Origin of the sequence: Bacillus sp. GbtcB14 (assembly GCF_019091205.1) — a bacterium.
Lineage (GTDB): Bacteria > Bacillota > Bacilli > Bacillales > Bacillaceae_G > Bacillus_A > Bacillus_A cereus_AG.
In genome coordinates this window covers 348,397-374,066 of record NZ_JAGXJT010000004.1, presented here as the reverse complement: position 1 = coordinate 374,066, position 25,670 = coordinate 348,397, and the positions used below count along the sequence as shown (strand labels likewise).

The following is a 25,670-nucleotide window of genomic DNA, read 5'->3' as shown; positions in this document are numbered from 1 at the left end:
GATGATGGAATGCGAGGAAGAAATAATAAAAAGTCGCAAAAGGTAGTACATTTATTTCAAAAAAGATGGGTGTTTCCAGCACTGTACATTGCTTGTGCAGCGGTAATTTTAATGGTTGCGCTATGGTTCCAAGGAGCTAATCCGAAGAAGACTCCGAACCAAGATCAAGCAACGCCGTATACACAATCGGAAGATCCAGCAGTACCAGTAACGAAATCTTCAGAAGTAGTGAAAATGCCAGCTGCCGCGAATGCGGAAGTAGTCGTACAGAAGAAATTCTATGAAGATGCAGCAACTGAGGCGGAACAAGAAAAAGCACTTGTCTTTTATAACAACACATATTCCCCAAATAAAGGAATCGACATTGCTGCGAAGAATGGAAAAGAATTCAATGTAGCTGCTGCTTTAAGCGGTACAGTTACGAAAGCTGAAAAAGATTCACTTCTTGGTTATGTTGTAACAGTTGATAGCGGAAATGGTGTAGCAGCTTCTTATCAAAGCTTAGGCAGTGTGAAAGTAGAAAAAGGTGCACGAGTTGTACAAGGTGAAGTATTAGGAAAATCCGGTCTAAGTGCAATGAATAAAGAAGCAGGGTCTCACGTTCACTTTGAAGTACGTAAAGACAATGTGGCTGTGAACCCTGAACGTTACTTAAATAAATCAGTAGCAGAAATTAAAGCTGATGCAGGTGCTGCAAAAGCAACGAATGCTTCTGGTAAAAAAGCTGATGACAAATCTCAAAAAGAAGAAAAGTCAACGAGCACGAAACCAGAAAATAAAACAGAAGACAAGTCTCAAAAAGAAGAGAAATCAACAAGCGGTTCGACTAGTGATAAAAAAGAAGAACCGAAGAAAGAAGAAAAATCAACAAATGGTTCTACAGAATCATCTAACAGTTCTTCTTCACAAGAATAAGCAAGTGAAAAAATCAGTTCTCATTAGGAGAGCTGATTTTTTTACTTTTACCCCGCATTAACGGGCAGTAAGACCCCTATTTTAAAATTCAGTGAAAGCCAAGAAGTTAGGTTAGGGGCAACTGCCCGTAAAAGCCCGATTGGTTCAACTAATAATCAGTGGGGGTCTCCCCCACTGATTAAAGTTTCACTTTATATAAAAATACTCAATTTCGAGAAAAAAGTTGCAATAACAAGGAAAAATGACGAGATTCTCGAATATATATTACAAAAAGGAGGGGATACTGTGTCATTTTTATTTGTTCTGTCGACTGCTATTATTTTATTGTTTGTTTTATTCACTTTATATTATTATATTGCCGGTAAGAAAGAGGTTCCCCACCATCAATTGTTAGAAGAAGAGTTGGAAAGAGAAGAATGACACCTTATATACAAGGTGTCATTTTTTTCGCCAAAATAGTCACTGTTAACGTATTTCTCACAAAAAAACGTAATTTTTCTTAACTTAGTCCGCAAAAATAGTGAACATGTAGCATATATCAGTAGTGCGGGCAATACAATGGTATAAACCAAAGCAAAGAGAGTGTTTGAGGTGAGAAATCGTGAATCATTTCATTATAAATCCAAGAATGTTTAACGCTTACAAACAGCACTCACACTTACTTCTTAGTCGTATGCAGCGAGGCTCATTTCACACTTCTCACATCCAATTTAGGGAGGCGAGTGGTGTGCACGATTACATCAAAGAGAGAACTATCAAGATTGGTAAGTATATCGTGGAGACAAGAAAGACAGTGCGTGTCATTGCAAAGGAATTTGGGGTATCAAAGAGTACAGTCCATAAAGATTTAACGGAACGTCTACCAGAAATTAATCCAGAGCTCGCAAATGAAGTGAAAGAAATTCTTGATTATCATAAGTCTATTCGTCATTTAAGAGGCGGAGAAGCAACAAAGCAAAAGTATAGAAAAGAAGATGTAGAAAAGCCGGTCCGTCAATAAATATGCGATTGCAAACATTCCGTTTCAATTCGGTAATATTTTTCAGAAGAATTCTTTTTGCGAATATTACGTTTCTGTTAAATTTATGATAAAATCAGAAATTAGGTGTAAAAGAATTCGGGTGTAACCTGATTTTGAATATCGAGGAGGAAAAAACGGGAATGTTTGCGCGAGATATCGGAATTGACCTAGGTACGGCTAACGTATTAATCCATGTTAAAGGTAAGGGTATTGTATTAAATGAGCCATCTGTTGTTGCAATTGATCGTAACACAGGTAAAGTATTAGCAGTAGGTGAAGAAGCAAGAAGTATGGTGGGGCGTACGCCTGGTAATATTGTAGCAATTCGTCCACTTAAAGATGGTGTAATCGCAGATTTCGAAATTACAGAAGCAATGTTAAAGTATTTCATTAACAAATTGGACGTAAAGAGCTTCTTTTCAAAACCTCGTATTTTAATTTGTTGTCCAACAAATATCACATCAGTAGAACAGAAAGCAATTCGTGAGGCTGCTGAACGTTCAGGTGGTAAAACAGTATTTTTAGAAGAAGAACCAAAAGTAGCCGCAGTTGGTGCTGGTATGGAAATCTTCCAACCAAGCGGTAACATGGTTGTTGATATTGGTGGAGGTACAACAGATATCGCTGTACTATCTATGGGTGATATTGTTACCTCTTCCTCTATCAAAATGGCTGGCGATAAGTTTGATATGGAGATCTTAAACTACGTTAAACGTAAGTATAAGCTGTTAATTGGAGAACGTACTTCAGAAAATATTAAAATTAAAGTCGGTACAGTATTCCCAGGTGCACGTAGCGAAGAGCTTGAAATTCGTGGACGTGACATGGTAACAGGCTTACCACGTACAATTACAGTATGCTCTGAAGAAATTACAGAAGCACTAAAAGAAGACGCGGCTATCATTGTACAAGCTGCAAAAGGCGTATTAGAGCGCACACCACCAGAACTATCTGCGGACATCATCGACCGTGGTGTTATTCTAACGGGCGGTGGAGCTTTACTACACGGTATCGACATGCTTCTAGCAGAAGAACTAAAAGTACCAGTATTAATTGCTGAAAACCCAATGCAATGTGTTGCGGTTGGTACAGGTATTATGTTAGAGAATATTGATAAATTACCAAAGCGTGCTTTACGATAAAGTGAAACTTTAATAAGTGGGGGGCACTCCCCACTTATTATTAGCTCACAAATAGCGGGAAGATGAGGAGAACTAAGGTGTTAACCGTAGTTCTTTTTTTGTTTTTGTATTCTTGTATTTTTTTATTTTATTTTGATTTATTGAGAAAATAGAAGAAAAATAAAGAAAAATGAAGAAAACAGGTAAAATATTCATATATATGGTTAAATTTAATATTTCCTTATTTGAAAACGTTTATAATATAATGAGTCGAATACGACATTAAGGCAAATAATGTTCAAATACATATTGCCTTTCCCTAATTTGGGCATACACTCTTTTCTACCTCCGTGTCAGTTGCTGGAATATGCGACTATTTTAATGGAATAGAGTGTGTGCATTTTTTTATATATAAGGCTGAAAAGATATGAAAGTTTCACTTTACCCCGCATTAACGGGCAGTAAGACTCCCGCCTCAAAATTTCGCGAATACAAGAGAGTTAGGGCGGAGGTCGACTGCCCGTAAAAGCCCGATTGGTTCAACTAATAATCAGTGGGAAATGGCGCCCACTGATTAAAGTTTCACTTTATAATGACAAACAATAAACAAAATGGGATAATAAACAATATGTCCAAGTGGTAAGACCAATATTACAAAAGGGGCGATTGTTATATGCTAAATATAGAACAAATTAAAGAAATCATTCCTCACCGCTATCCATTTTTACTTGTTGATAAAATATTAGAAGTAGATGAAGGAAAAAGAGCAGTTGGAATTAAAAATGTATCTGCAAACGAAGAATTCTTTAACGGGCACTTTCCTGACTATGCAGTTATGCCCGGTGTACTTATTGTAGAAGCATTAGCACAAGTCGGAGCAGTTGCGGTATTAAAGAAAGAAGAAAACCGCGGAAGACTTGCTTTCTTCGCAGGTATCGACAATTGTCGTTTCAAAAAACAAGTACGCCCAGGTGATCAACTTCGCTTAGAAGTTGAAATGACACGTGTACGTGGCCCAATCGGAAAAGGAAAAGCAATCGCAACAGTAGACGGTGAAGTTGCATGTGAAGCTGAAATTACATTTGCGATTGGTGATAAAAAAGAATAGATGTTAATTAAAAAAATTCTTCTGTAACATGCAGAAGAATTTTTTTAATTAATGTATTTTTGGTTCGAAATATTAAAATACAGAGTAATCAGATTCTTTATTGTAAATGAATGGAAGTTCATATATAATGACGCTATAAATATCTTGAAATTAAGATAAAAGATAACGCGATAAAAATAGAGAAGTCGTTGTCACATTATAGAAGGTGTGGGATGGGACAAAGGTTATTCTGATTCGTTATGATGAAGAGTAGAGGAAAGTAATGGAGAAATTTAACGGTAGAAGTAAATGAAAAATTGGCGTAGCATATCGAGCATAAAAGAGAACAAGGGGAAAATGACGTATTCTGAAAAAGGAGATCATAACATGTTCGGGAGAAAAAAAAGAAAACCATTACGACAATTAATTACACATAAAGAGCCTAAATCACGTGTTGCAGAGCAATATCGTAACATTCGTACAAATATTGAATTTACATCTGTAGATAGTCACGTTCGTTCTATTATTGTTACCTCAGCAGATCCAGGTGACGGAAAAACAACGACAATCGCCAATTTAGCAGTTGTTTTCGGTCAACAAGGAAAGAAAGTTTTATTAATCGGAGCGGACTTACGTAAGCCGACAATTCAAAATTTATTTGCCATTCACAACTCAAATGGGTTAACGAACCTATTATCAGGACAAGCGAAATTAGTACAATGTATTCAAAAAACAGATATAGAGAACGTATACTTAATGGCAGCGGGTCCAATCCCGCCAAATCCAGCTGAACTATTAGGTAGCCGGATAATGGACGAGCTATTGCTAGAAGCATATAACATGTTTGATATTATTCTAATCGACACACCACCAGTTCTTGCGGTTACCGATGCACAAATATTAGCGAACAAATGCGATGGAATCGTACTTGTCGTACGCAGTGAAAAAACAGAAAAAGACAAAATCGTAAAAGCGAAGCAAATATTAGACAAAGCGTCCGGTAAATTACTTGGTGTCGTTTTAAACGATAAAAGAGAAGAAAAGGAACAATATGGATACTATTAAAAAATAGTGTATAGAATAATAAATTTTAAAGCTGATAAATAATTTGTCGGCTTTTTTGAATTTTTATAAAATTTTTTTATTGATTTATATAAAAAGAATGATATAATGGAAATTTTGGGAATTCGTTGGAATGTGTTGTCATATTTAAGATTATTTTGTAAGATTATATTTGCTTGATGCGAATAAAATGTAGAACTAAATTATTCAAAATAAAAAATGTAAGATTTATATGTTATAATTTTTCTTATGTGCAAATTTTAGAAAGTTGGAGGAACTTATGGAAGAAACAATTAGTTTGAAAGAGTTATTTCATATTTTAAGAAAACGTTTAGCAATGATCCTCGTAATCGCCTTTGGTGCCGCTATAGTAAGTGCTATCATTAGCTTCTTCTTTATGACACCAATCTATCAATCTTCGACGCAAATTCTTGTGAACCAGAAGAAGCAAGATGGGACAATGATTCAAGCTGGTGAAGTTCAAACGAATATTCAATTAACGAATACATATAAGGTTATTATTAAAAGTCCGGTAATCTTAGATCAAGTAAATGAAAAATTAAAATTAAATATGACAGCACAAGCTTTAACAGAAAAAATTAATGTAGCTAATGAAAAAGATTCACAAGTTATTTCTGTTACAGTTGAGGATAAAAACCCAAAAGTGGCTCGTGATATCGCAAATGCAACTGCAGATGTATTTAAAGGTGAAGTTGCAAAGATTATGAGTGTTGATAACGTAACCATATTATCGAAAGCAGAAGTGGCAGAAAATCAATCTCCAATTAAACCACGCCCAATGTTAAATGTAGCAATCATTTTCGTTATTGGTTTAATGGCTTCAATTGGTCTTGCATTCTTACTAGAATACTTAGATAACACAGTGAAAAAAGAAGAAGATGTAGAAAACTTACTTGGTTTACCAGTGTTAGGTATTGTAGCTCGTATGGATGAAGAAACAACAAGTGTGAAATCACACGCTCCATCATCAAGAAAAGTGAGGGGACAAAAAATTGGCTCTTAATTTATTTAATAAGAAAAAAAATCATCGTCAACGTCGTCAATTAATTGCTCATCAACAACCGAAATCACCAATTTCAGAACAATATCGTAATATTCGAACGAATATCGAATTTGCAGCTGTTGATATGAATTTACATTCGTTAATGGTAACATCTGCGAACCCAAGTGAAGGGAAAACAACGACGACAGCGAACATGGCAGTTGTGTTTGCCCAACAAGGAAAGAAAGTATTATTAATCGATGCAGATATGCGTAAACCAGCGATGCATCAAATGTTTCAAGTAGATAATATTTTCGGATTGACGAACGTATTAACACATAGTGAACGTTTAGAGAAATGTGTACAAGCGACATCAATTGATAATCTGCACTTTTTAGCTTGTGGTCCAATTCCACCAAATCCGGCAGAGTTACTAGGTTCAAAATCGATGCAAGAGCTTCTTGCACAAGCATACAGTATGTTCGATTTGGTCATTTTTGATTTACCACCAATTTTAGCTGTTACAGATGCGCAAATTATGGCAAATGTATGTGATGCTTCTATTCTCGTCGTTCGTAGTGAATCGACAGAAAAAGAAACGGCGGTAAAAGCAAAAGGATTGTTAGAGTCAGCTAAAGGTAAATTGTTAGGCGTTGTTCTGAATGATCGCGAACGTGAACAAAACTTATATTATTACTACGGTGCAAATTAATTAAAAGAGTGAGATATGGGAAGAACATATCTCCTTTTTTCCCTTGAATATGAGATATCCCTCATATTCAAGGGAAAAAAGATTTCTATAAGAGAGGGAGGATGAAATAAATGATTGATTTACATTGTCACATTCTATCTGGTATCGATGATGGTGCACAAACAGTAACAGACAGCTTAGCGATGGCACAACAAGCTGTGGCAGAAGGGATACATACAATTGTCGCAACACCACATCATCAAAATGGAAAATATGTAAATGAGCGTACTTCCATTATTCATCAAGTGAAGCAATTAAATGATGAATTGCAACAAAATGAAATCCCATTGAAAGTTTTACCAGGGCAAGAGGTCAGGTTATACGGTGATTTATTAGAAGACTACGAATCTGGTAAAATCGTTACTTTAAATGAGACAAATAAATATATTCTAATTGAATTCCCGTCGAATCATGTACCTCGTTATGCAGAACAACTATTATATGAACTACGTGTAAAAGGAATGATTCCAATTATCGTTCATCCTGAACGTAATGCGGAGTTAATTGAGCAGCCAGATAAGTTGTATAATCTTGTAAATAAAGGTGCGCTTACTCAAGTAACGGCAGGTAGCTTACTAGGAAAGTTCGGTAAGAAAATCAAAAAATTTTCACTACAGCTTGTTGAACATAATTTAACACACATGGTCGCATCGGATGCACACAACACAACTTCAAGAGGATTCCATCTAGCAGAAAGCTATGAACTAATTGAGAAAGAATTTGGAATGAATGTTATGAGCGAGCTAAAAGAGAATCCATACTTATTAATTAGCGGAAAAGCAATTTATAAAGAAGATCCAGAGCAAATTCGCCGTAAAAAAATATTTGGTATTTTTTAAATAAAAACTTGGTGATGCCTCCTAACCATTATCAACGGAGGCACTCGGTTGTGCTGTGGGTAAAAACCTAACTTAAACCTACCTTAGACGCTTGTCGTCGTGAGTATGACGTGAGGACGGGTTAGATGCCTATAATTTATTTGTATTTAGAAACTCTACCTATGGAGTTATAAATATGACTCTATAGGTAGGGTTTTTGTTAATTTTATATTGTAATAAAAAATTAGGAGGACTACATTTGAAAAAAATAAGAAAAGCAATCATTCCAGCAGCTGGACTGGGGACAAGATTTTTACCAGCGACTAAGGCGATGCCTAAAGAAATGTTGCCCATCGTCGATAAACCAACAATCCAATACATAGTAGAAGAAGCGATAGAATCAGGGATTGAAGATATTATTATTGTTACTGGAAAAGGGAAACGTGCAATCGAAGATCATTTTGATCATTCCTTTGAATTAGAGCAAAATCTATTAGAAAAGGGAAAGCATGAAATACTTGAAAAAGTACAAGCTTCTTCAAAAATAAATATTCACTACATAAGACAAAAAGAGCCAAAAGGTTTAGGGCATGCAGTATGGTGTGCAAGGAAGTTCATTGGAAACGAGCCATTTGCAGTATTACTTGGTGATGATATTGTACAAGCAGAAACACCATGTTTACGTCAATTGATGGATCAATATGAAGGAACACAATCATCTGTTATTGGTGTGCAAACAGTGCCAGAAAACGAAACACATCGCTACGGTATCATCGATCCAGTTGAACAAAATGAACGTCGTTATCAAGTCCGTAAATTTGTTGAAAAGCCAGCAGAAGGTACAGCACCATCGAATTTAGCGATTATGGGTCGGTATGTATTAACACCAGAAATCTTTATGTTTCTTGAGAATCAACAGACAGGTGCTGGTGGGGAAATTCAATTGACAGATGCAATTCAACGTTTAAACGAGATTCAACGTGTGTTTGCTTATGACTTTGAAGGAATTCGTTATGATGTTGGGGAGAAGTTTGGATTTATTAAGACGACGATTGAGATGGCGCTTCAGCATGAGGAATTGAAAGTGGAATTAATGAAATATATGGGTGAGTTAGTTAAAGAAAAAAATATACATATTTAGCATATAAGGTGGGTGGAATGTTGAAAAATCAGGGACTATTAAATGAAGCAGCACAAGATAATTCAGAGGATATTAAACAGGCAGGAGTAATATATATATTTTTAAAGCGATGCATGGATATTCTAGGGGCCATTGTTGGCTTGATTATATTTTCACCGCTATTTATTTTAATACCAATTCTTTATATGAAAGGGGAAGCTAGAGGACCGGTATTTTTTAAACAAGTGAGAATTGGTAAAGAAGGTAAAGAATTTTATATTTATAAATTTCGTTCAATGGTAGTAGATGCTGAAAAAAAATTAAAGAAAAATGAAATTTTATATAAAAAATATATCGAAAATAATTATAAACTTGAGCCTGAAGAAGATCCGCGTATTACAGGAATCGGAAGATTTTTGAGACAGACAAGTTTAGATGAATTGCCGCAATTTATTAATGTACTAAAAGGTGATATGAGTCTAGTCGGTCCAAGACCCGTTGTAAAAGAAGAATTAGATGAATATGGTGATAAGGTAAGGGATTTTTTATCTGTAAAGCCGGGTGTAACCGGATATTGGCAGGTAAGTGGTCGTAGTGAGGTTGGCTATCCAGAACGTGTTGATTTAGAGTTGTATTACTGCTATCATTGTTCATTGATATTAGATGTGAAAATTATTTTTAAAACAATTATTGATGTTATTTTAAAAAAGGGAGCTTATTAAATCTAATCTAAGGAATGGACTATGAAAAATAGAGAAGAAAGAAAAACTAAACATATCTATTGGTGGTTAAGGCCAGATATATTAATACTACTATTTATTATCCCGATGTATAGTTTTATATATTTATTTTATCGGGGCAAAAATATGAATTCGCTAACTAATTATTTCGATTTTTCATACTTTTTAATCGGATTAATATTGTTGCTTATTTTTAGTTATGGGTGTTTTTTGGGAAAGAAAATAAAAATCTCAAAAATTAAAAAGTATAGTTCAAAAGGTGTTAGTAATATAACTTTGGATGCATTAGCGATGGTGACCATATTTTCTTATTTTTTATGGTTTCATCAAATTTTACTAAACCCTATGTATTTAGTAGGTGCATTGACAGGGCAATATAGTACTTACTTTTTTAGAGATACAATTAGTACGTTACCGGGGTTAACAACATTTACACAAATGGGCATTTTGTACATTAGTCTATATTGTTGGATAAGATTTAAAGAGAAAAATACCTTGAAATTAAGGATGACAGTTTATTTTTATTTGATATTGCTCTTAACCCTATTTAGGGTAGTTGTGTGGTCAGAGCGCTTAGCCTTAATTGAAATAGTAATTCCAATCGTATTAATATTTTTTGTGAAAAAGCTAAATAGAGTTAAGTTGTTTAATCTTTTACCGGTTTTCGGAATCTCTGCTCTTGTTGTGCTATTCACTATAACGGAATACTTTAGATCGTGGCATTTTAGAAAATATACAGTGAACCAAAGTATATGGGAGTATTGCACAGATAGGATTCTGTTGTATTATAGTACTGCTATAAATAATGGGGTAGGTAGAATAGAGAATTATGGCGTTTTATCCGGACGATTTATGGAAAATCTACTTGCACCTATTTATAACATCCCCTATATTTCTAATTTATTTCCTGACAATGTGTTTAATGTGACTAATGCAGACTTTTTAAATGCATATGCAGATCTAGAGTTCAATAATCCGTCAGGTTTATTTATGATATTATATGATACCGGCTATATTGGTAGTCTGTTATATGTACTATTAATAGGTGTTATAACCGGGAATTTATATAGTAGATTTATAAACGATAATTTACTTGGGGTTATGTTATATCCTATATTTTATATTAATCTTATAGAAATTTTAAGAATTCCTTACGTTGGAACTACTAGAGCGTTTTATCCTTTAGTATTTGGGATAATCATATATGTTGTTAACAATAAAATAAAATTAAAACATAAATAGTTATATGGATTTATGTTTTATGAAAAAAACAAAAAAATTATCTATTCTAATAGGTAATTTTTTTGTTATATTTGGTGGATTGTGGTGATGGTTATTGAAAAATAAAACGGTTCTTTTAAATGCATTTTCTCTTTTAGTATTACAGGGAACAAATTATTTATTACCTTTAATTACTTTGCCATACTTGGTGCGAGTATTAGGGCAAGAAAAAATGGGATTAATAATATTTGTAACAGCATTTACTCAGTATTTTGTAATGTTATGTGACTTTGGATTCAATTATACTGCGACTCGTGAAATTTCTATTAATAGAGAAAATAAAAATAAGATTTCAGAAATCTTTTCGAAGGTTTTGTCTATTAAATTAGTTTTATTAGGAATAGCTTTTTGTTGTATGTTGTTAATTGTGAGGATTATTCCAGGTTATAGTAATGAAATGTTTGTATTTATAGCTGGTTTTACTACAGTAGTGGGCAATGCATTATTTCCGTTATGGTTTTATCAAGGAATTGAAAATATGAAAATTGTCACGGTATTAAATATCTTTTCGAAAGTTGTCACGACGATTAGTATATTTGTATGGGTGAACAGTGAAAATGACTATATTTTGGCTGTATTTCTGCAATCTTTAGCATTTCTTATAACTGGAATAGTAGGTCTTATAGTAGCAATTAGGAAATTTAAAGTTAGATTTAAATTTAACTTTAATTTAAGAGTATTTATTATAGAATTTAAGGAAAATTGGAAAGTGTTTATGTCTACATTTTCTATTAATATATACAATCAAGGCTCGATTATTATTTTAGGATTACTTACTAGTAAGAGTATAGTAGGTTATTATGGAATTGCACAAAAAATAGTTCAAGCAGTAATAGGTCTTAGTCAACCATTTGCACAAGCGATATATCCGCATTTATGTAGGGTGTATAATCTGAATAAAAATAAATATAAGTTCGAAGTGAAAAGAATTAAAATTATTTCTATTTTATGTAGTTTAATATTAGGTATATTTACATTTTGTTACTCAGATTTTTTAACATGGCTTGTAACGGGCGAATCAAATGAGAAAATTACTGTCTTAGTATCATTTTGGTCTGTGATTTTAGTATTTATAATTAATAATATTGTGTTTAATACTTTTATTTTATCCATGGGTAAGTATAAAGAGATGCAGAAAATGTATGGCATAATATCTATTGTGTTTTTAATTATAGCCCCTCCATTAACATATTATTTCAAAGAAATGGGAATGTCATGGAGCTTATTGGTAGTAGAAGGTTATATTTTTATAAAAAGTGTGCTAATTACAAAATTAGATTTTAAAAATGTAGAAGAGAAAAATGTAAATTAATATTTCATATGGGGGATTATAATGAAGTTTAGTTTAATTGTCCCAACATTAAATAGATTGGAAGAAGTAGAAGGTTTACTAAAATCTATAAGTTTGTTGGTGTATAAAGATTTTGAAGTAATTATTGTGGATCAGAATCAAGATAATCGTTTAGAAGAAATTATTAATTTTTATAGTAAACAAATTGAGATTTTATATAAGAAAGTTGATTTTAAAGGTGCGGCCCGAGCGAGGAATTTTGGAGTGAAATTTAGTACTGGGGATATAATAAATTTTCCAGATGATGATTGTGAACTTCATCCAAATATATTAGATCAAGTAGTAAAACTATATAAAGAAGATAATGAATTAGATGTAATTTTTGGGAAATCTATTGATAAAGATAACCTTGAAGTTTCGGTAGTTAAGTTTCAAGAAATGTCGGATAAGGTTCAAGAAGAGAATTTATATAAAACTACTGTAGAATTTACAATGTTTATAAAAAAGGGGATCTTTGAACGATTAGGCGGATTTGATGAAACTTTAGGTGTTGGAACATTTTTTGGTGCAGAAGAAGGGGCAGATTTAGTATTAAGAGCTATTTATATGCAAAGTAAAATAATATATAAATCAGATTTGATTTTCTATCATCCACAAAAAATTCAAAATTATGACCCTTTAGAACGGAATAGGGCATTTAATTATGGAAAAGGATTTGGAAGATTAAGTTCTAAACATTTTTATCAGTATAAAAATAAAAGGGCTAGAATGAGATATTTAAAGTTTCAATATAGAAGCTTTTTGGGGGTAGGGCTAAATCTCATTTTAGGACGTTTTCCAAAAGCCTTATATTACGTTAAGGTCTTACAAGGAAGAAGATTGGGACGGAAAATTAGTGAAAAGGAATATAAATACAATTTTTAACAATTGAGTAAATTATAAGTTGGAGATTTGTTATATATAAGGATGTAGATTATGGGAACTAATAGAGTTGAGTGGATTGATACAGCTAAAGGAATGGGGATTTTTTTAGTGATTTTAGGGCATACAGGTAGTTTAGGAGGAAGAATAACCAATTATATATACTCTTTCCATATGCCACTTTTTTTCTTTTTATCTGGATATTTATTTTCGGTGGGAAAATACAGTAATTTCGCTGTATTTCTGAAGAAAAAAGTCAAGTCACTATTGATACCTTATATAATATTTTCCTTTGGTACATATCTGTTTTGGGTTGTTGTAGGAAATAAATTTGGGGAAGATAGCAATGTGGAAATATGGAAACCGTTTATTGGGATTTTTTATTCAAACGGAATAGATAATTGGTTGGTACATAATGTACCTTTATGGTTTTTAACATGTTTGTTCGTAACAGAAAGTATGTTTTATGTACTTAGTAAGTATGTAAAACATACTTTTAAAATAGTAATTTCATTAGTTGTTTTTTCCATTCTAGGTTATTTGGATAGTATTTATATGCCATTTAGATTTCCGTGGGGAATGGATGTGGCTTTAACTAGTACAGTCTTTTTTGGGATTGGTTATATTGTCAAAAAAAATATTAAACCTCTTGAAATTAACAGTATATTTAAAGTTAGCTTAATTATTGTTTTAGTGTTCTTATTAAGTATATTAGAATTGTTAATTTGTAAGTTAAATGGAAGAGTTGACATGAATCTTAATGAATATGGAAATTATGCCTATTTTTATTTAGGAAGTTTATTGGGGATTTTTTGCTGGATAATATTCTCGAAATTCTTATCGAATATAAACTTTATTAAATATATTGGTAGAAATTCATTACTTATTTTAGCTGTTCATCAAACATGTATTATGTTTGTTAAAGGAATTTTAGTTTTCGGCTTTAAAATAAATCTAAGTAGTACCTTAGATTCATTTTATTGGGCACTTTTTTATACTGTTGGAACTATATTAATAGCATTTCCAATAATTATCATTGTAAATAAATATGTCCCTTTTATGGTGGGGAGAAAATATAATTTAAAATGAGTTTTATTTAGTAGTAATTAAAGTGTATATACTCAAGATTACCTTGTAGAATCGATATACATATAGTGAAGGAGAAAAGTGATGGAGATTTATATTAATGGTAGATTTTTAATGCAGCGTGTAACGGGAGTACAAAGATTTGCATTAGAGATAATTAAACAATTAAATAAAGAAAATGATTTTAAATTTGTGCTACTTGTGCCCAAAAATTACAAAGCCATGCATGAGTTAAAACATATAGAAATACGAAAAGTAGGGAATTTTGAAGGGCATTTATGGGAGCAAATTGACCTTGTTAAGTATGTAAAAAGAAAACCGCTAATTAATTTATGTAATACAGCCCCTATTTTAAAAAAGAATCAAATTGTTGTGATTCATGATGCAGCAGTTTATAACTCTCCAAAAGGATTCTCATTTTTATTCCGTAATTGGTACAAAATAATGTTTTCATTTATTAGTAAAAGGACTACTAGGATATTAACAATTTCAGACTTCTCGACTAGAGAATTAATAAAGTATCTCCATGTAGATAAAGAAAAAATAGGATTTATATCTGAAGGGAAGGAGCATTTTGAAGAAATCAAAGAGAACCAGAGCGTACTGGAAAAATTTGATTTAAAAAAAGGGAAATATGTATTTGCAGTAAGTAGTTTAAATCCCAACAAAAATTTTAAGGCTCTTATGGATACAGCTAGTGAATTATCAAAAGAAAACTTTGAGATTGTTATTGCAGGTGGTACGGATCCTAAGGTATTTGGAGATGTAGATATCAAAAACGATAAAATTAAATATTTAGGATATATAACTGATGAAGATTTGAAGGGATTGTATAAAAATGCTGGGTGCTTTGTATTTCCTTCAATATATGAGGGGTTTGGCCTCCCGCCTTTAGAAGCGATGTCAGTAGGATGTCCAGTTATTGTTTCAAATGTAGGACCTATGCCAGAAGTATGTGAAGATGCAGTAGTTTATTTTAATCCATATAATCATTTTGAATTAACAGATAAAATAAAAAAAGTCATGGGAAGCGAGACTATAAAAAAAGAGTTATCAGTAAAAGGAATAGAACAAGCGCAAAAGTTTTCTTGGAAGAAAGCAGCAAAGCAATTAAAAGAACACACGAAAAGTTTAAAGATTTTTTGAGGAGAGGATTTTACATTGAAAGTAATGCATATTGGAGAATATGTTAAGGGAGGGGTTGCAACTTATATAAAAGAAGTTATTGAGTTTCAAAGAAATGATGAAAATATTTCTGATATATATTTAGTATTGAGTGAAACAAAGTCAGAAAGACATTTTAATATAGAAAACAATAATATAATTTCATATAAATATAAAAGAAGCCCTAAACATTTTTTAAAAGCAATGATTTCTATTTGGAAAATTATAAATAAAATTGAACCAGATATTATCCATGTGCACAGTACATTTGCGGGTGTATTTGTAAGATTTCCTTTACTATTTCGAAAGAAAAAATATAAAACTGTATATTGTTCTCACGGTTGGGCGTTTGGTATGCAAGTGCCGAATTGGAAGAAAGGAATTTATACTGTAATTGAGCGAGTATTAGCGTTTAAGACAGATAAAATTATTAACATTTCAATGAATGAGCATAAGGAAGCTTTAAAAAGAAAAATTCCTAATGAAAAGATGGTACTTATTCATAATGGTATATCACCTAAAAGAAATGAAGGAATGTTTGAATATGAAATTGATGATTCGAAGATTAATCTTTTGTTTGTAGGGAGATTTGATCGACAAAAAGGTTTAGACATCCTTCTGGAATTTTTTAATACGTATAATATGGAGCATATTGATTTATATATTATAGGGGATAGTATTTTGGAGAATCAGAAACTAGTAATTCCTAATAATATAAAGTTAATAGGTTGGGTAGAAAATACTAAAATTGATTCATATTATAGCTTGTTTGATGCTGTTATTATACCTTCACGTTGGGAAGGTTTTGGTTTGGTAGCAATTGAAGCAATGAAAAATAAAAAGGCGATTATTGTAAGTGACCGTGGTGCATTGCCTGAATTAGTAACTGAAAGTAATGGATATGTGTTCGATTTAGATAATTTAGATACCTTAAAAGAATTATTAAATACGTTAAATAAAGAAGAATTAGTTGATAAAGGTCTAAATGGATTTAACGAATTTGAAAAAAAATATACAAGTGAAAAAATGAATACGGAAATAGTTGATTTGTATAAAAGTATATATAAAAAGTAAGAAGTGGGTGAAGTATTATGAAGTTAATTTTGCTTTCTGGAGGGTCAGGAAAAAGGTTATGGCCTTTATCAAATGACTCACGTTCTAAGCAATTTTTAAAGGTACTTAAAAGTGAAGAAAATGAAATGCAATCGATGGTTCAAAGGGTATGGTCACAATTAGCAGCATTAAAAATGGAACAAAATGCTGTTATTGCAACAAGTAAATCTCAAGTAGATATGATTCATAGTCAATTGGGTAGTAACGTTCCTGTTATAATCGAACCAGAACGTCGTGATACATTCCCGGCAATCGCCCTTGCGGCTTCATATTTATACTCTAAAGAGCATGTTGATTTAGATGAAGTTATAGGTGTATTACCTGTAGATCCATACGTAGAAAATAGTTTTTTTGAAAGGTTATTGGATCTAGAACAGGCACTAAACTCTTCAAACGCAGATTTAGGTTTAATGGGAATTACCCCTACATATCCATCTGAAAAATATGGTTATATTGTTCCAAATGTAGAGAAAAGCACACAGGAAATTATTCAAGTAAGTCATTTTAAAGAAAAGCCAGCCACTGCTGAGGCGGAAGAGTTACTAAAACAAAATGCACTTTGGAACAGCGGTGTATTTGCATTTAAATTAGATAAAATTATCTCCCTATTAGATCAACAAGGACTTCCTGTTCAATACGATGTGCTAGTTCAACAATATGCAAGTTTACCAAAGATAAGCTTTGACTATGAAGTAGTAGAGAAAACAGAAAATATTGTTGCACTTCCTTATAATGGTTCATGGAAAGACCTGGGAACTTGGAATACTCTTACCGAAGAAATGGGGACGAACATCCTTGGTAAGGGGAATATGGGGATTGAATGTGAGCAAAACCATATTATTAATGAGTTAGATATCCCAGTTTCTGTATTAGGTCTCTCGAACATAATTGTAGCTGTTAGTCCAGATGGTATTTTAGTTTCAGAAAAAGATGCCAGCCCTCGAGTGAAAGAATTAGTGGGGGATTGGGATCAAAGGCCAATGTATGAAGAGCGTCGCTGGGGTTGGTACCGTGTACTAGATCATACTAAATATGATGATGGGAATGAAGTATTAACAAAGCGTATTGGTATTACAGCTAGTAAAAATTTAAGCTATCAATACCATAATAATAGAAGTGAAATTTGGACAATTGTAAAAGGTGAAGGTGTTTTTGTATTAGATAATGAAATACGAGTTGTTCGCCCTGGGGATGTGTTGGAAATTCAACCTGGACAGAAACATGCGATTAAAGCTGTTTCAGACCTAGAGTTTATTGAAGTGCAATCAGGTAGTGAGCTTATTGAGGAAGATATTGTTCGTGTTTGCATGAAGTGGGAAGAGATAGAAAGGATTTGCTATTCTAAGAATTGAGTATTAGTAGTATGTGTTATTAGAGGTGGAGTTATTTTGTATAAAAAACCATTATTTTTTCAACCAGTGTTACAGGAACGAATTTGGGGTGGAGAATCTCTAAAAGGATTTAATTATGATTTATCTTCACAAACAACTGGGGAATGCTGGGGGATTTCTGCTCATTTAAATGGACCAAGTATCATCAAGAGCGGTAGATATAAAGGGTTAACATTGAAGCAACTATGGGATGAGCATAGATTATTATTTGGAGATTATCAAGCTGAGCAATTCCCATTGTTGACTAAAATTTTAGATGCTAAAAAAGATTTATCTGTACAGGTACATCCGAATGATGAATTTGCAAATATTCATGAAAACGGTGAATTAGGGAAAACAGAATGTTGGTATATTATTGACTGTAAAAAAAATGCTGAAATGGTTTACGGACATACTGCTCAAACTAAAGAGGAATTTAAGGGTATGATTGAAAATAATGAGTGGGATCGATTACTACGTCGAATACCAATTAAGCCTGGAGATTTTTTCTATGTACCGAGTGGAACGATTCATGCGTTATGTGAAGGAACATTAGTATTAGAGACACAGCAAAGTTCAGATACGACATATCGTGTGTACGATTATGATCGTGTTGATGGTGATGGGAATAAGCGAGAATTACATGTTGAAAAATCGATTGCTGTATCGATGATTCCTCATGAGGATTATAAAGTCTCTCCTGATATTGAAAAAGAGAATGGCGCTATTGTTACTAAATATGTAGAGGAAAAGTATTTTTCAGTTTATAAATGGGAAATTCGAATGGAGGCATCTTTTCAACAGGATCATCCATTTCAACTAGCAAGTGTAATTGAAGGTGAAGCGAAGTTAATAACTGTAAGCGGAGAATTTAGTATTAAAAAAGGAGATCATTTTATCCTTCCAGCTGGAATTGAAAGTTTTGTTGTAAAAGGAAATGTGAATTTAATTGTTTCTCATCCGTAGAATAAGTCACATTAATTTTATGATTTAACTTTATCATTTACTATTAGTACTATAATATAATGAAGTGGTCTTAATATTTTATTTGTAATTATAAGCAAAGAGGGTATAAAAATGAAAAAGAAAATTTTATTTTGGATTTTCGGTATAATAGGAGTACTCATTATTGGTGGCGGAGCGTATGCTTATCATGTGTATTCTAATGTAGCGAACACATTAGATGCAGTTCATAAGCCTTTAGACCGTGATAAATCGGATAAACGTTCAGAAAAAGTTGATGTGTCTGATAAAAAGCCTATTTCAATTTTGATGATGGGTGTAGATCAACGTGGTGAAGATCAAGGACGATCAGATTCTTTAATGTTATTTACACTAAATCCTAAAACAAAATCAATGAAAATTACTAGTATTCCACGCGATTCTTACACTGAAATTGTAGGAAAAGGTAAGAAAGATAAGATTAATCATGCATATGCTTTCGGTGGAATTAATATGTCAGTAAAAACAGTAGAAAATTTCCTTAATATTCCTGTTGATCATTATATTGAAGTGAATATGGAAGGATTTAAAGATATTGTTGATGCTGTTGGTGGAGTAGATATTAATAATGATATGGACTTTACAATTGACGATGTTCACTATGCAAAAGGTGATTTGCATTTAAATGGTGAGAAAGCCTTGTTATATTCCAGAATGAGGTATCAAGATACTCGCGGTGACTTCGGCCGCCAAATGCGTCAACGTCAAGTCATCCAAGCGGTAATTAAAAAGGGTGCAAGTGTATCTTCTCTAGCAAGCTACGGTGATGTATTAAAAGCGATTGAGAAAAATGTAAAAACAAGTTTAACTCAAGAGCAAATGTTTGACATTCAAAAGAACTATAAAGATTGCATGCAGAACAGTGAAGAAATCCAAATCCCAGGTGACGGACACAAAGCAGCTGATGGTATTTGGTACTACTATGTTCCAGATGCAGCGAAACAAGACATTACGAATAAGTTAAGAGCGCATCTTGAAGTGACTAAGTAATATGTAATAACCCAACTCCATTGGTAGGAGTTGGGTTTATTTTTGCATGGATTTATATTAATATTATATATTGTGAGATTAATAGATGAGGTGAATCGATGAATAAGAAAGCAGTACTTGTCCTATTTATTTTTGTATTGTTTGTCGCTTCGGTTGTGAGCGGTAAATTGTACTGGAATAAGAAGATTGCGAATGCGACGGGACAGACGAGTGAAGTAACGAAAACGAAGTCTGAAGTGAAAGATAGCGGTGCGAAGAAAACAGAGAAAAAACAAGATGAGAAGTCATCTTTTAATGAAGCATATGCGAAGAATTTACCAGATGAAGTGAAAGAGAAGTTGAAGAAAGCTGCTGAGGAGAAAAAGGCAGTAAATCTTGTTATTGTTGGTGATGAAGCTTCTTCATCTGAAAAAGATGCTTGGGCAGCTAAGTTAACGGCTAATTTAGAAACTGCTTACGGTAAAGGTTTATGGAATGTGACGGTAAAGGAATATAAGGGTGAAAGTACAGAAGAGTTAATCGCAAATAAGCGTGATAAAGAGATTGCGAAAGATAATCCAGATGTGATTTTATTCGAACCACCATTTATTACTGACAATGGTAAAACTGGCAATGGAAACTCTGTTGCGAGTACACAGAAATTTGTTCAAGCACTTTCTACTAGTGCAAAGGGTGCTACGATTATGATTCAACCGCCAAACCCAGTGTATGGTGCGAAGAATTATCCGAAGGCGATTGAGGCGTTAAAGCAATTTGCGACGCAAAATGGTTATACATATGTGGATCATTGGGGAGCATGGCCTGATGCATCAACGAAGGCTATTTTACCGTATTTAACAGAAGAGTTTGGTTTCCCAACTGCTAAAGGCCACGAAGTTTGGGCACAATATGTAACGGATTATTTCGTTGCTAAGTAATAAAGGTACACAAAAGGTATACGAGCAATTGTATACCTTTTATAATAAGTAAGTGAATAAGAAATCCTAATATATGTAGGAGGAAGACGATGAATTCAATTCTAATCTGTGGTGGAGCTGGTTATATCGGTTCTCACGCTGTGAAAAAATTAGTAGACGAAGGTTTATCTGTAGTAGTAGTAGATAACTTACAAACTGGTCATGAGGATGCAATTACGGAAGGTGCGAAGTTTTATAATGGCGACCTTCGTGATAAAGCGTTTTTAAGAGATGTTTTTACACAAGAAAATATTGAGGCGGTTATGCATTTCGCAGCTGATTCTTTAGTTGGAGTTAGTATGGAGAAGCCTCTTCAATATTATAATAACAATGTGTATGGTGCACTTTGCTTATTAGAGGTAATGGATGAGTTTAAAGTAGATAAGTTTATTTTCTCTTCTACTGCGGCGACGTATGGTGAGGTAGATGTAGACCTTATTACTGAGGAAACGATGACAAATCCAACGAATACATACGGAGAGACGAAGTTAGCAATCGAGAAGATGCTTCATTGGTATAGCCAAGCTTCTAATTTACGTTACAAGATTTTCAGATACTTTAATGTGGCTGGTGCAACTCCAAATGGTATTATTGGAGAAGACCACCGTCCAGAGACGCATTTAATTCCTCTTGTACTACAAGTGGCGTTAGGTCAACGTGAGAAGATTATGATGTTTGGTGATGATTATAATACACCAGATGGTACTTGTATCCGTGATTATATTCATGTTGAAGATTTAGTGGCAGCGCACTTCTTAGGGCTTAAAGACCTACAGAACGGCGGAGCAAGTGATTTCTATAACTTAGGAAATGGTAATGGTTTCAGTGTAAAAGAAATCGTTGATGCAGTTCGTGAAGTTACAAATCATGAAATTCCAGCTGAAGTGGCGCCACGTCGTGCAGGAGATCCAGCACGTTTAGTTGCTTCTTCTCAGAAAGCGAAAGAGAAGTTAGGATGGGATCCTCAGTATGTAAATGTGAAGACAATCATTGAGCATGCTTGGAATTGGCATCAGAAGCAACCTAATGGTTATGAGGCATAGAAATATAAATTTGGAATTAAAGCTCATTCATAGCAATAAAAGTGAAGAAAGCAGAGAAGCGATTCACAAATCTCGGTTATAATAAAAAGGATTTACTTCACAGTTCATATATGGAACATGAAGTAAATCCATTTCTTTTTTTGTATATTTAAAGCTATATAAAATTGTTTATCGCTCCTTTAACAAAACGTTAGTAGCTTTGGAGTTTTAAATTATAATATGTTTGTTATTATGAAGGTGATTTATTTGAGTCACTTTCATAATAACAAACAGCATTTAAAATAGGATATATAAATGCTTCCTTTTTGTTTCCAAATTTTTATTTTACGTACTACTTCATTGCTTTATCTGTTGTAAGTGGTATTTTAATTCTTTTTGCAGGCTTAGTTCCATTGAAAAGCATTCGAGTTAGTGGATATTTCTTTATAAAATAAGATATTAACAAACTAATAGCTATGCCAAATATAGTGAATAAGATCCAATGAGAGAAAATCGGATACGGGAGTATTCTGTTAATTAGAAGCATTAACCAAAAGACAGCGTTATGGAATATTAATATGTTAATGGAATTCTTCCCGAAATAGATAAAGAGCCGTGAAATAATTTTTGTTAGTCCTAATAATTGGGATAAATAAAGCATGAGTAGGCTACCACAAATTCCATTCACATAAAATAGTATAAGATTTCCGTACATTCTATTGTTTATATCAATAAAGCTATTAATAGGATTCATAATTAGAAATATAAACAGAGTTGGGATTAAAAATGATTTGCTTAATTTAAAGCGTGTGAATAATCCATAGTATTTAAGTTTATTACCTATAAATAAGAATAGTTGTACAACCAATGCAATATCTAGTCCCCATGGTAAATGGGTGTAATGACTAATAATAAAACCCAGTACGCCTATTGATAAATAGAAAGTTATTTGGAGTAAAGTATGGGATTTTTGAAGGTACTTCATAGTAAATATAAAAATGATTTCTGAACAAAATAAACAAACTAAAAACCAAAGAGGGATATTGACGTATAGTTGCTCGCCGTTTCCATAAAAAATGCCCAGTAGGGGCTCATACCAGTAAACATCGTCAGATGTTCCTACATTTTGGCGTATTAACCAGATTAAATAGAAGAAACTACAGGCTGAGAAATATGGAATTAAAAGTCTCCAAATTCGACTGTTTATAAACGCATTAAAATTATTAGTATGTTTGGTGATATTTAATAAATAACCAGATACTAAAAAAAATAGAGGCATACGAAATGAGGCGAAAATAGTATTAATCTGTGAGGGAACTTCGGTATGTCCCATAACTACTAATGAAATAGTGATTCCCCGTACGATATCGATAGCTGGTATTCGTGATGGGTTAACAACAGTATTTTTCAATTATTATTCTCCTTACTTTATTATTGTATACAAATTTTATTTTATCTAATTAATCATTTGGAAGCAAATAATTATTTTAAAATAATTATTATTATCTATAAGGATAATATAATATAGGTGGTTTATTATATTTCAATTCTGATAGTAGTCGTGTTCTTTGCATAACGAATTTTATAAACAAATTAAGATTTTTAAATCATACATGCAAAATAGGAATCAAAACCTATGAATGTTGCTTTAAATCTTGATTTTGGAACAAAGAAACCATTCTGGAAAAAATAAGTTTATTTATGAAGGAGGAGAATAATGAAAATACTTGTAGTTGATGATGAATCGAGCATTCGTAATTTGATTCGGATGCAGTTGGAGATGGAAGGATATGAAGTGTTGACAGCGGCTGATGGAAGAGAAGCGTTGGAGAAATGGAATGAAGGACCGGATGTATTGATTTTGGATGTTATGCTTCCAGATACAGATGGATATGAGTTGCTTCGTCTGTTTCGTGAGAAAAATAGGGATATTCCAGTACTCATGTTAACTGCAAAGAGTCAGATGAATGATAAATTACTTGGGTTGCAGCTTGGTGCAGATGATTATGTGACGAAGCCTTTCAATTATGCGGAGCTTATTCTTCGTGTAAAGAATATGAGCAGGCGTGTGAAGAAAGAGGATGTAGCTGTAAGTCACGAGGTTATTCGAGCTGGAGAGTTAATCATTTGTCCTAAGGAAAGAAAAGTACATGTTAGTGGACAAGAAATTCAGTTAACGTACCGAGAGTTTAATTTATGTCAGTTGTTTGTTTCAAATCCGCAACGTGTATTTATGAGAGATGAGTTACTTGAGAAAGTATGGGGATTTGAGTATATCGGAAATACGAGAGCAGTTGATATTATGGTACAAAGACTGCGGAAGAAGCTAGGGAATAGCGGGGAATATATTAAGACAATTTATGGCGTTGGCTATAAACTGGATTGTTAAGTGGTGATGGTATGTCTTTAAAAAGAAATATGGTGTTTGGAATCGTTGGACTGTTAATCCCGATATTTGTTCTTTTGTACGCAGTTGTTTATATTACGTTAGAAAAGAATATGTATCATAACGCGGCAAATTCTTTAGAAAAGTTAAGTGTGGAAGCACAAATTTATACGATGAATTATTTAGAGAAGGAAGCAGAGGTGGAGACGCTCGGTCCGAATTCACTTTTAATTGCTTCGTATTTAGCAAAGCGCATGGATGTCCGTGTACAGATGATTGGAAAGAATGGAGATGTTGTTGCGGATACGCAAAAGGGAGCACTTCTTCATCGCAATATCGATATTGCGAGTTCTTTGAAGGGGAAGAAATCGTATGTTTTTGAAGAGGGAGACCCAGCTCCAATTCTTTTGTTTTCAAGCCCAGTGTATTATGGAAACGATGTCATTGGAAGTGTTCGCTTCATAAATGAGTTAACGGGTGAGAAGGAAGTTTTAACAAATGTTGGATGGACGTTTTTAATGACGTCTCTGTGTCTCGTAGCTGCGGGTATTTTCTTTGCAATTCGTTTGGCAAAGTCTCTTCATAAGCCGATTGATCAGTTAAGGCAAATGGCAAAGCGGCTTGCGAATGGTGATTATAAAAGTAAGATTGAGCTAAATGAATATGTGGAAATTGCTCAGCTTTCAGCATCTTTTAATGCGATGGCTGATGGAATTGAACTGCATATTAAGCAATTGAAAGAGGAGAAAGAGAAGCAGAAAGATTTCTTAGACCGTATTACGCATGAGCTGAAAACACCGTTAACGGCGATTATTGGTTATGTAGATTTAATTCCGAAGTTAAAGGCGAAGGAAGATGTACAGGAGAGTCTTCGCTATGTGGCTGTAGAAAGTGAGCGTTTGTTATCACTTGTTGAGGAATTACTTAAGTCTTCAAAGTACGGAAAGAGTACGTTTGAAGTGTCACCTACTGTTGTGAATATAAAGGAATTAGCAGAAGAAGCAGTTTCAATTGTGAAACCTCGCCTGCAGAAATTTGAGATTGAAGTTATAAATGAGTTAACAGATGTACATGTTGTTGCGGACTTCGATAAGACGAAACAGATCTTCTTAAACGTGCTGGATAATGCGATAAAATATAGCGATGCGACGCAAATTCGTATGAATGTAATTGTAAATGAACGTGAGGCAAAGGTTTTTGTTCATGATGATGGTATTGGTATAGATGAAGGTGTGCTTGCAGAGTGGAATGAATCGCCAGAAGGGAAGGTACTTCCTTCTAGTTACGGGAATGGTTACGGTTTGTATATTTGTCAGGAGATTATGAATAAGCAGGGCGGAAGTATGCGAATTGAGAGTAGTGAAGAGATAGGAACTACAATATTTATTACATTCTTGCTTCCGAGACGGATGGAAGATATAAAAAACTTGAAAGCGGTTAAATGATACAT

General features: G+C 33.3%; 25 protein-coding genes. 24 read left to right on the top strand and 1 reads right to left on the bottom strand.

The features are described from left to right. Positions 1-9 precede the first annotated feature (9 nt). From spoIIQ to galE, 22 genes are all read left to right on the top strand, one after another. The gene (spoIIQ, locus tag KVT31_RS14495; protein ID WP_064449566.1) at positions 10-915 is read left to right on the top strand and encodes a stage II sporulation protein SpoIIQ; all 906 of its coding nucleotides are present in this window, start codon (positions 10-12) and stop codon (positions 913-915) included. 285 nt (positions 916-1,200) lie between these two features. Beyond that, positions 1,201-1,335 carry a hypothetical protein gene (locus tag KVT31_RS14490; RefSeq protein WP_000008903.1) on the top strand — a complete coding sequence of 45 codons (135 nt, stop codon included), beginning with the start codon at positions 1,201-1,203 and terminating at the stop codon, positions 1,333-1,335. A 307-nt stretch (positions 1,336-1,642) separates the two neighbouring features. After that, positions 1,643-1,915, top strand: a complete 273-nt coding sequence (gene spoIIID, locus KVT31_RS14485; protein WP_000544012.1) for a sporulation transcriptional regulator SpoIIID — start codon at positions 1,643-1,645, stop codon at positions 1,913-1,915. Positions 1,916-2,076: 161 nt separating this feature from the next. Next, positions 2,077-3,078: a rod shape-determining protein gene (gene mreB / locus KVT31_RS14480; protein ID WP_000457990.1), complete on the top strand. Its 1,002-nt coding sequence runs from the start codon at positions 2,077-2,079 to the stop codon at positions 3,076-3,078. A 652-nt stretch (positions 3,079-3,730) separates the two neighbouring features. Next, complete coding sequence (fabZ, locus tag KVT31_RS14475; RefSeq protein ID WP_000931959.1) at positions 3,731-4,165, top strand: 3-hydroxyacyl-ACP dehydratase FabZ; 435 nt, start codon at positions 3,731-3,733, stop codon at positions 4,163-4,165. 366 nt (positions 4,166-4,531) lie between these two features. After that, positions 4,532-5,209, top strand: a complete 678-nt coding sequence (locus KVT31_RS14470) for a CpsD/CapB family tyrosine-protein kinase (protein ID WP_088098478.1) — start codon at positions 4,532-4,534, stop codon at positions 5,207-5,209. Between the two features lie 277 nt (positions 5,210-5,486). After that, a complete protein-coding gene (locus KVT31_RS14465; protein WP_088098477.1) occupies positions 5,487-6,230 on the top strand; it encodes a YveK family protein in 744 nt (247 codons plus the stop codon). Beyond that, positions 6,220-6,921 (top strand): CpsD/CapB family tyrosine-protein kinase, encoded by a 702-nt coding sequence (locus KVT31_RS14460; protein ID WP_088098476.1) that lies wholly within the window; start codon positions 6,220-6,222, stop codon positions 6,919-6,921. The genes KVT31_RS14465 and KVT31_RS14460 overlap by 11 nt, the downstream gene beginning before the upstream one ends. 110 nt (positions 6,922-7,031) lie before the next feature. Further along, on the top strand, positions 7,032-7,799 hold the full coding sequence (locus tag KVT31_RS14455) for a tyrosine-protein phosphatase (protein ID WP_088098475.1): 768 nt from the start codon (positions 7,032-7,034) through the stop codon (positions 7,797-7,799). Between the two features lie 238 nt (positions 7,800-8,037). Beyond that, positions 8,038-8,919: a UTP--glucose-1-phosphate uridylyltransferase BpsC gene (gene bpsC / locus KVT31_RS14450; RefSeq protein ID WP_088098474.1), complete on the top strand. Its 882-nt coding sequence runs from the start codon at positions 8,038-8,040 to the stop codon at positions 8,917-8,919. Positions 8,920-8,939: 20 nt separating this feature from the next. Then, complete coding sequence (locus tag KVT31_RS14445; RefSeq protein WP_088098491.1) at positions 8,940-9,620, top strand: sugar transferase; 681 nt, start codon at positions 8,940-8,942, stop codon at positions 9,618-9,620. Between the two features lie 21 nt (positions 9,621-9,641). Beyond that, positions 9,642-10,880 (top strand): O-antigen polymerase, encoded by a 1,239-nt coding sequence (locus KVT31_RS14440; protein ID WP_088098473.1) that lies wholly within the window; start codon positions 9,642-9,644, stop codon positions 10,878-10,880. 94 nt (positions 10,881-10,974) lie between these two features. Further along, on the top strand, positions 10,975-12,231 hold the full coding sequence (locus KVT31_RS14435) for a flippase (protein WP_088098472.1): 1,257 nt from the start codon (positions 10,975-10,977) through the stop codon (positions 12,229-12,231). 21 nt (positions 12,232-12,252) lie between these two features. Further along, positions 12,253-13,134 carry a glycosyltransferase family 2 protein gene (locus tag KVT31_RS14430; RefSeq protein ID WP_088098471.1) on the top strand — a complete coding sequence of 294 codons (882 nt, stop codon included), beginning with the start codon at positions 12,253-12,255 and terminating at the stop codon, positions 13,132-13,134. Positions 13,135-13,185: 51 nt separating this feature from the next. Further along, on the top strand, positions 13,186-14,220 hold the full coding sequence (locus KVT31_RS14425) for an acyltransferase family protein (RefSeq protein ID WP_088098470.1): 1,035 nt from the start codon (positions 13,186-13,188) through the stop codon (positions 14,218-14,220). 81 nt (positions 14,221-14,301) lie between these two features. Continuing rightward, positions 14,302-15,363, top strand: a complete 1,062-nt coding sequence (locus KVT31_RS14420) for a glycosyltransferase family 4 protein (RefSeq protein ID WP_088098469.1) — start codon at positions 14,302-14,304, stop codon at positions 15,361-15,363. 24 nt (positions 15,364-15,387) lie between these two features. Further along, complete coding sequence (locus KVT31_RS14415; RefSeq protein WP_088098490.1) at positions 15,388-16,455, top strand: glycosyltransferase; 1,068 nt, start codon at positions 15,388-15,390, stop codon at positions 16,453-16,455. 17 nt (positions 16,456-16,472) lie between these two features. After that, the gene (locus KVT31_RS14410) at positions 16,473-17,846 is read left to right on the top strand and encodes a sugar phosphate nucleotidyltransferase (RefSeq protein WP_088098468.1); all 1,374 of its coding nucleotides are present in this window, start codon (positions 16,473-16,475) and stop codon (positions 17,844-17,846) included. Positions 17,847-17,882: 36 nt separating this feature from the next. Further along, on the top strand, positions 17,883-18,830 hold the full coding sequence (gene manA / locus KVT31_RS14405; RefSeq protein WP_088098467.1) for a mannose-6-phosphate isomerase, class I: 948 nt from the start codon (positions 17,883-17,885) through the stop codon (positions 18,828-18,830). 111 nt (positions 18,831-18,941) lie between these two features. Further along, a complete protein-coding gene (gene tagU, locus KVT31_RS14400; RefSeq protein ID WP_088098466.1) occupies positions 18,942-19,856 on the top strand; it encodes a polyisoprenyl-teichoic acid--peptidoglycan teichoic acid transferase TagU in 915 nt (304 codons plus the stop codon). A gap of 98 nt (positions 19,857-19,954) precedes the next feature. Beyond that, the gene (locus KVT31_RS14395) at positions 19,955-20,773 is read left to right on the top strand and encodes an SGNH/GDSL hydrolase family protein (RefSeq protein WP_088098465.1); all 819 of its coding nucleotides are present in this window, start codon (positions 19,955-19,957) and stop codon (positions 20,771-20,773) included. An 89-nt stretch (positions 20,774-20,862) separates the two neighbouring features. Continuing rightward, entirely contained in the window at positions 20,863-21,855 is a 993-nt protein-coding gene (gene galE, locus KVT31_RS14390) for a UDP-glucose 4-epimerase GalE (RefSeq protein WP_088098464.1), read from the top strand. Between the two features lie 331 nt (positions 21,856-22,186). Here the strand turns inward: galE and KVT31_RS14385 are convergent, their stop codons facing one another. Beyond that, a complete protein-coding gene (locus tag KVT31_RS14385) occupies positions 22,187-23,245 on the bottom strand; it encodes an acyltransferase family protein (protein ID WP_088098463.1) in 1,059 nt (352 codons plus the stop codon). Positions 23,246-23,551: 306 nt separating this feature from the next. Here KVT31_RS14385 and KVT31_RS14380 point away from each other — a divergent pair, with 306 nt between their 5' ends. Together KVT31_RS14380 and KVT31_RS14375 are read left to right on the top strand one after the other, a co-directional pair. Continuing rightward, on the top strand, positions 23,552-24,223 hold the full coding sequence (locus KVT31_RS14380; RefSeq protein ID WP_088098462.1) for a response regulator transcription factor: 672 nt from the start codon (positions 23,552-23,554) through the stop codon (positions 24,221-24,223). 11 nt (positions 24,224-24,234) lie between these two features. Next, the gene (locus tag KVT31_RS14375; protein ID WP_088098461.1) at positions 24,235-25,665 is read left to right on the top strand and encodes a HAMP domain-containing sensor histidine kinase; all 1,431 of its coding nucleotides are present in this window, start codon (positions 24,235-24,237) and stop codon (positions 25,663-25,665) included. The last annotated feature ends 5 nt before the right edge of the window (positions 25,666-25,670 follow it).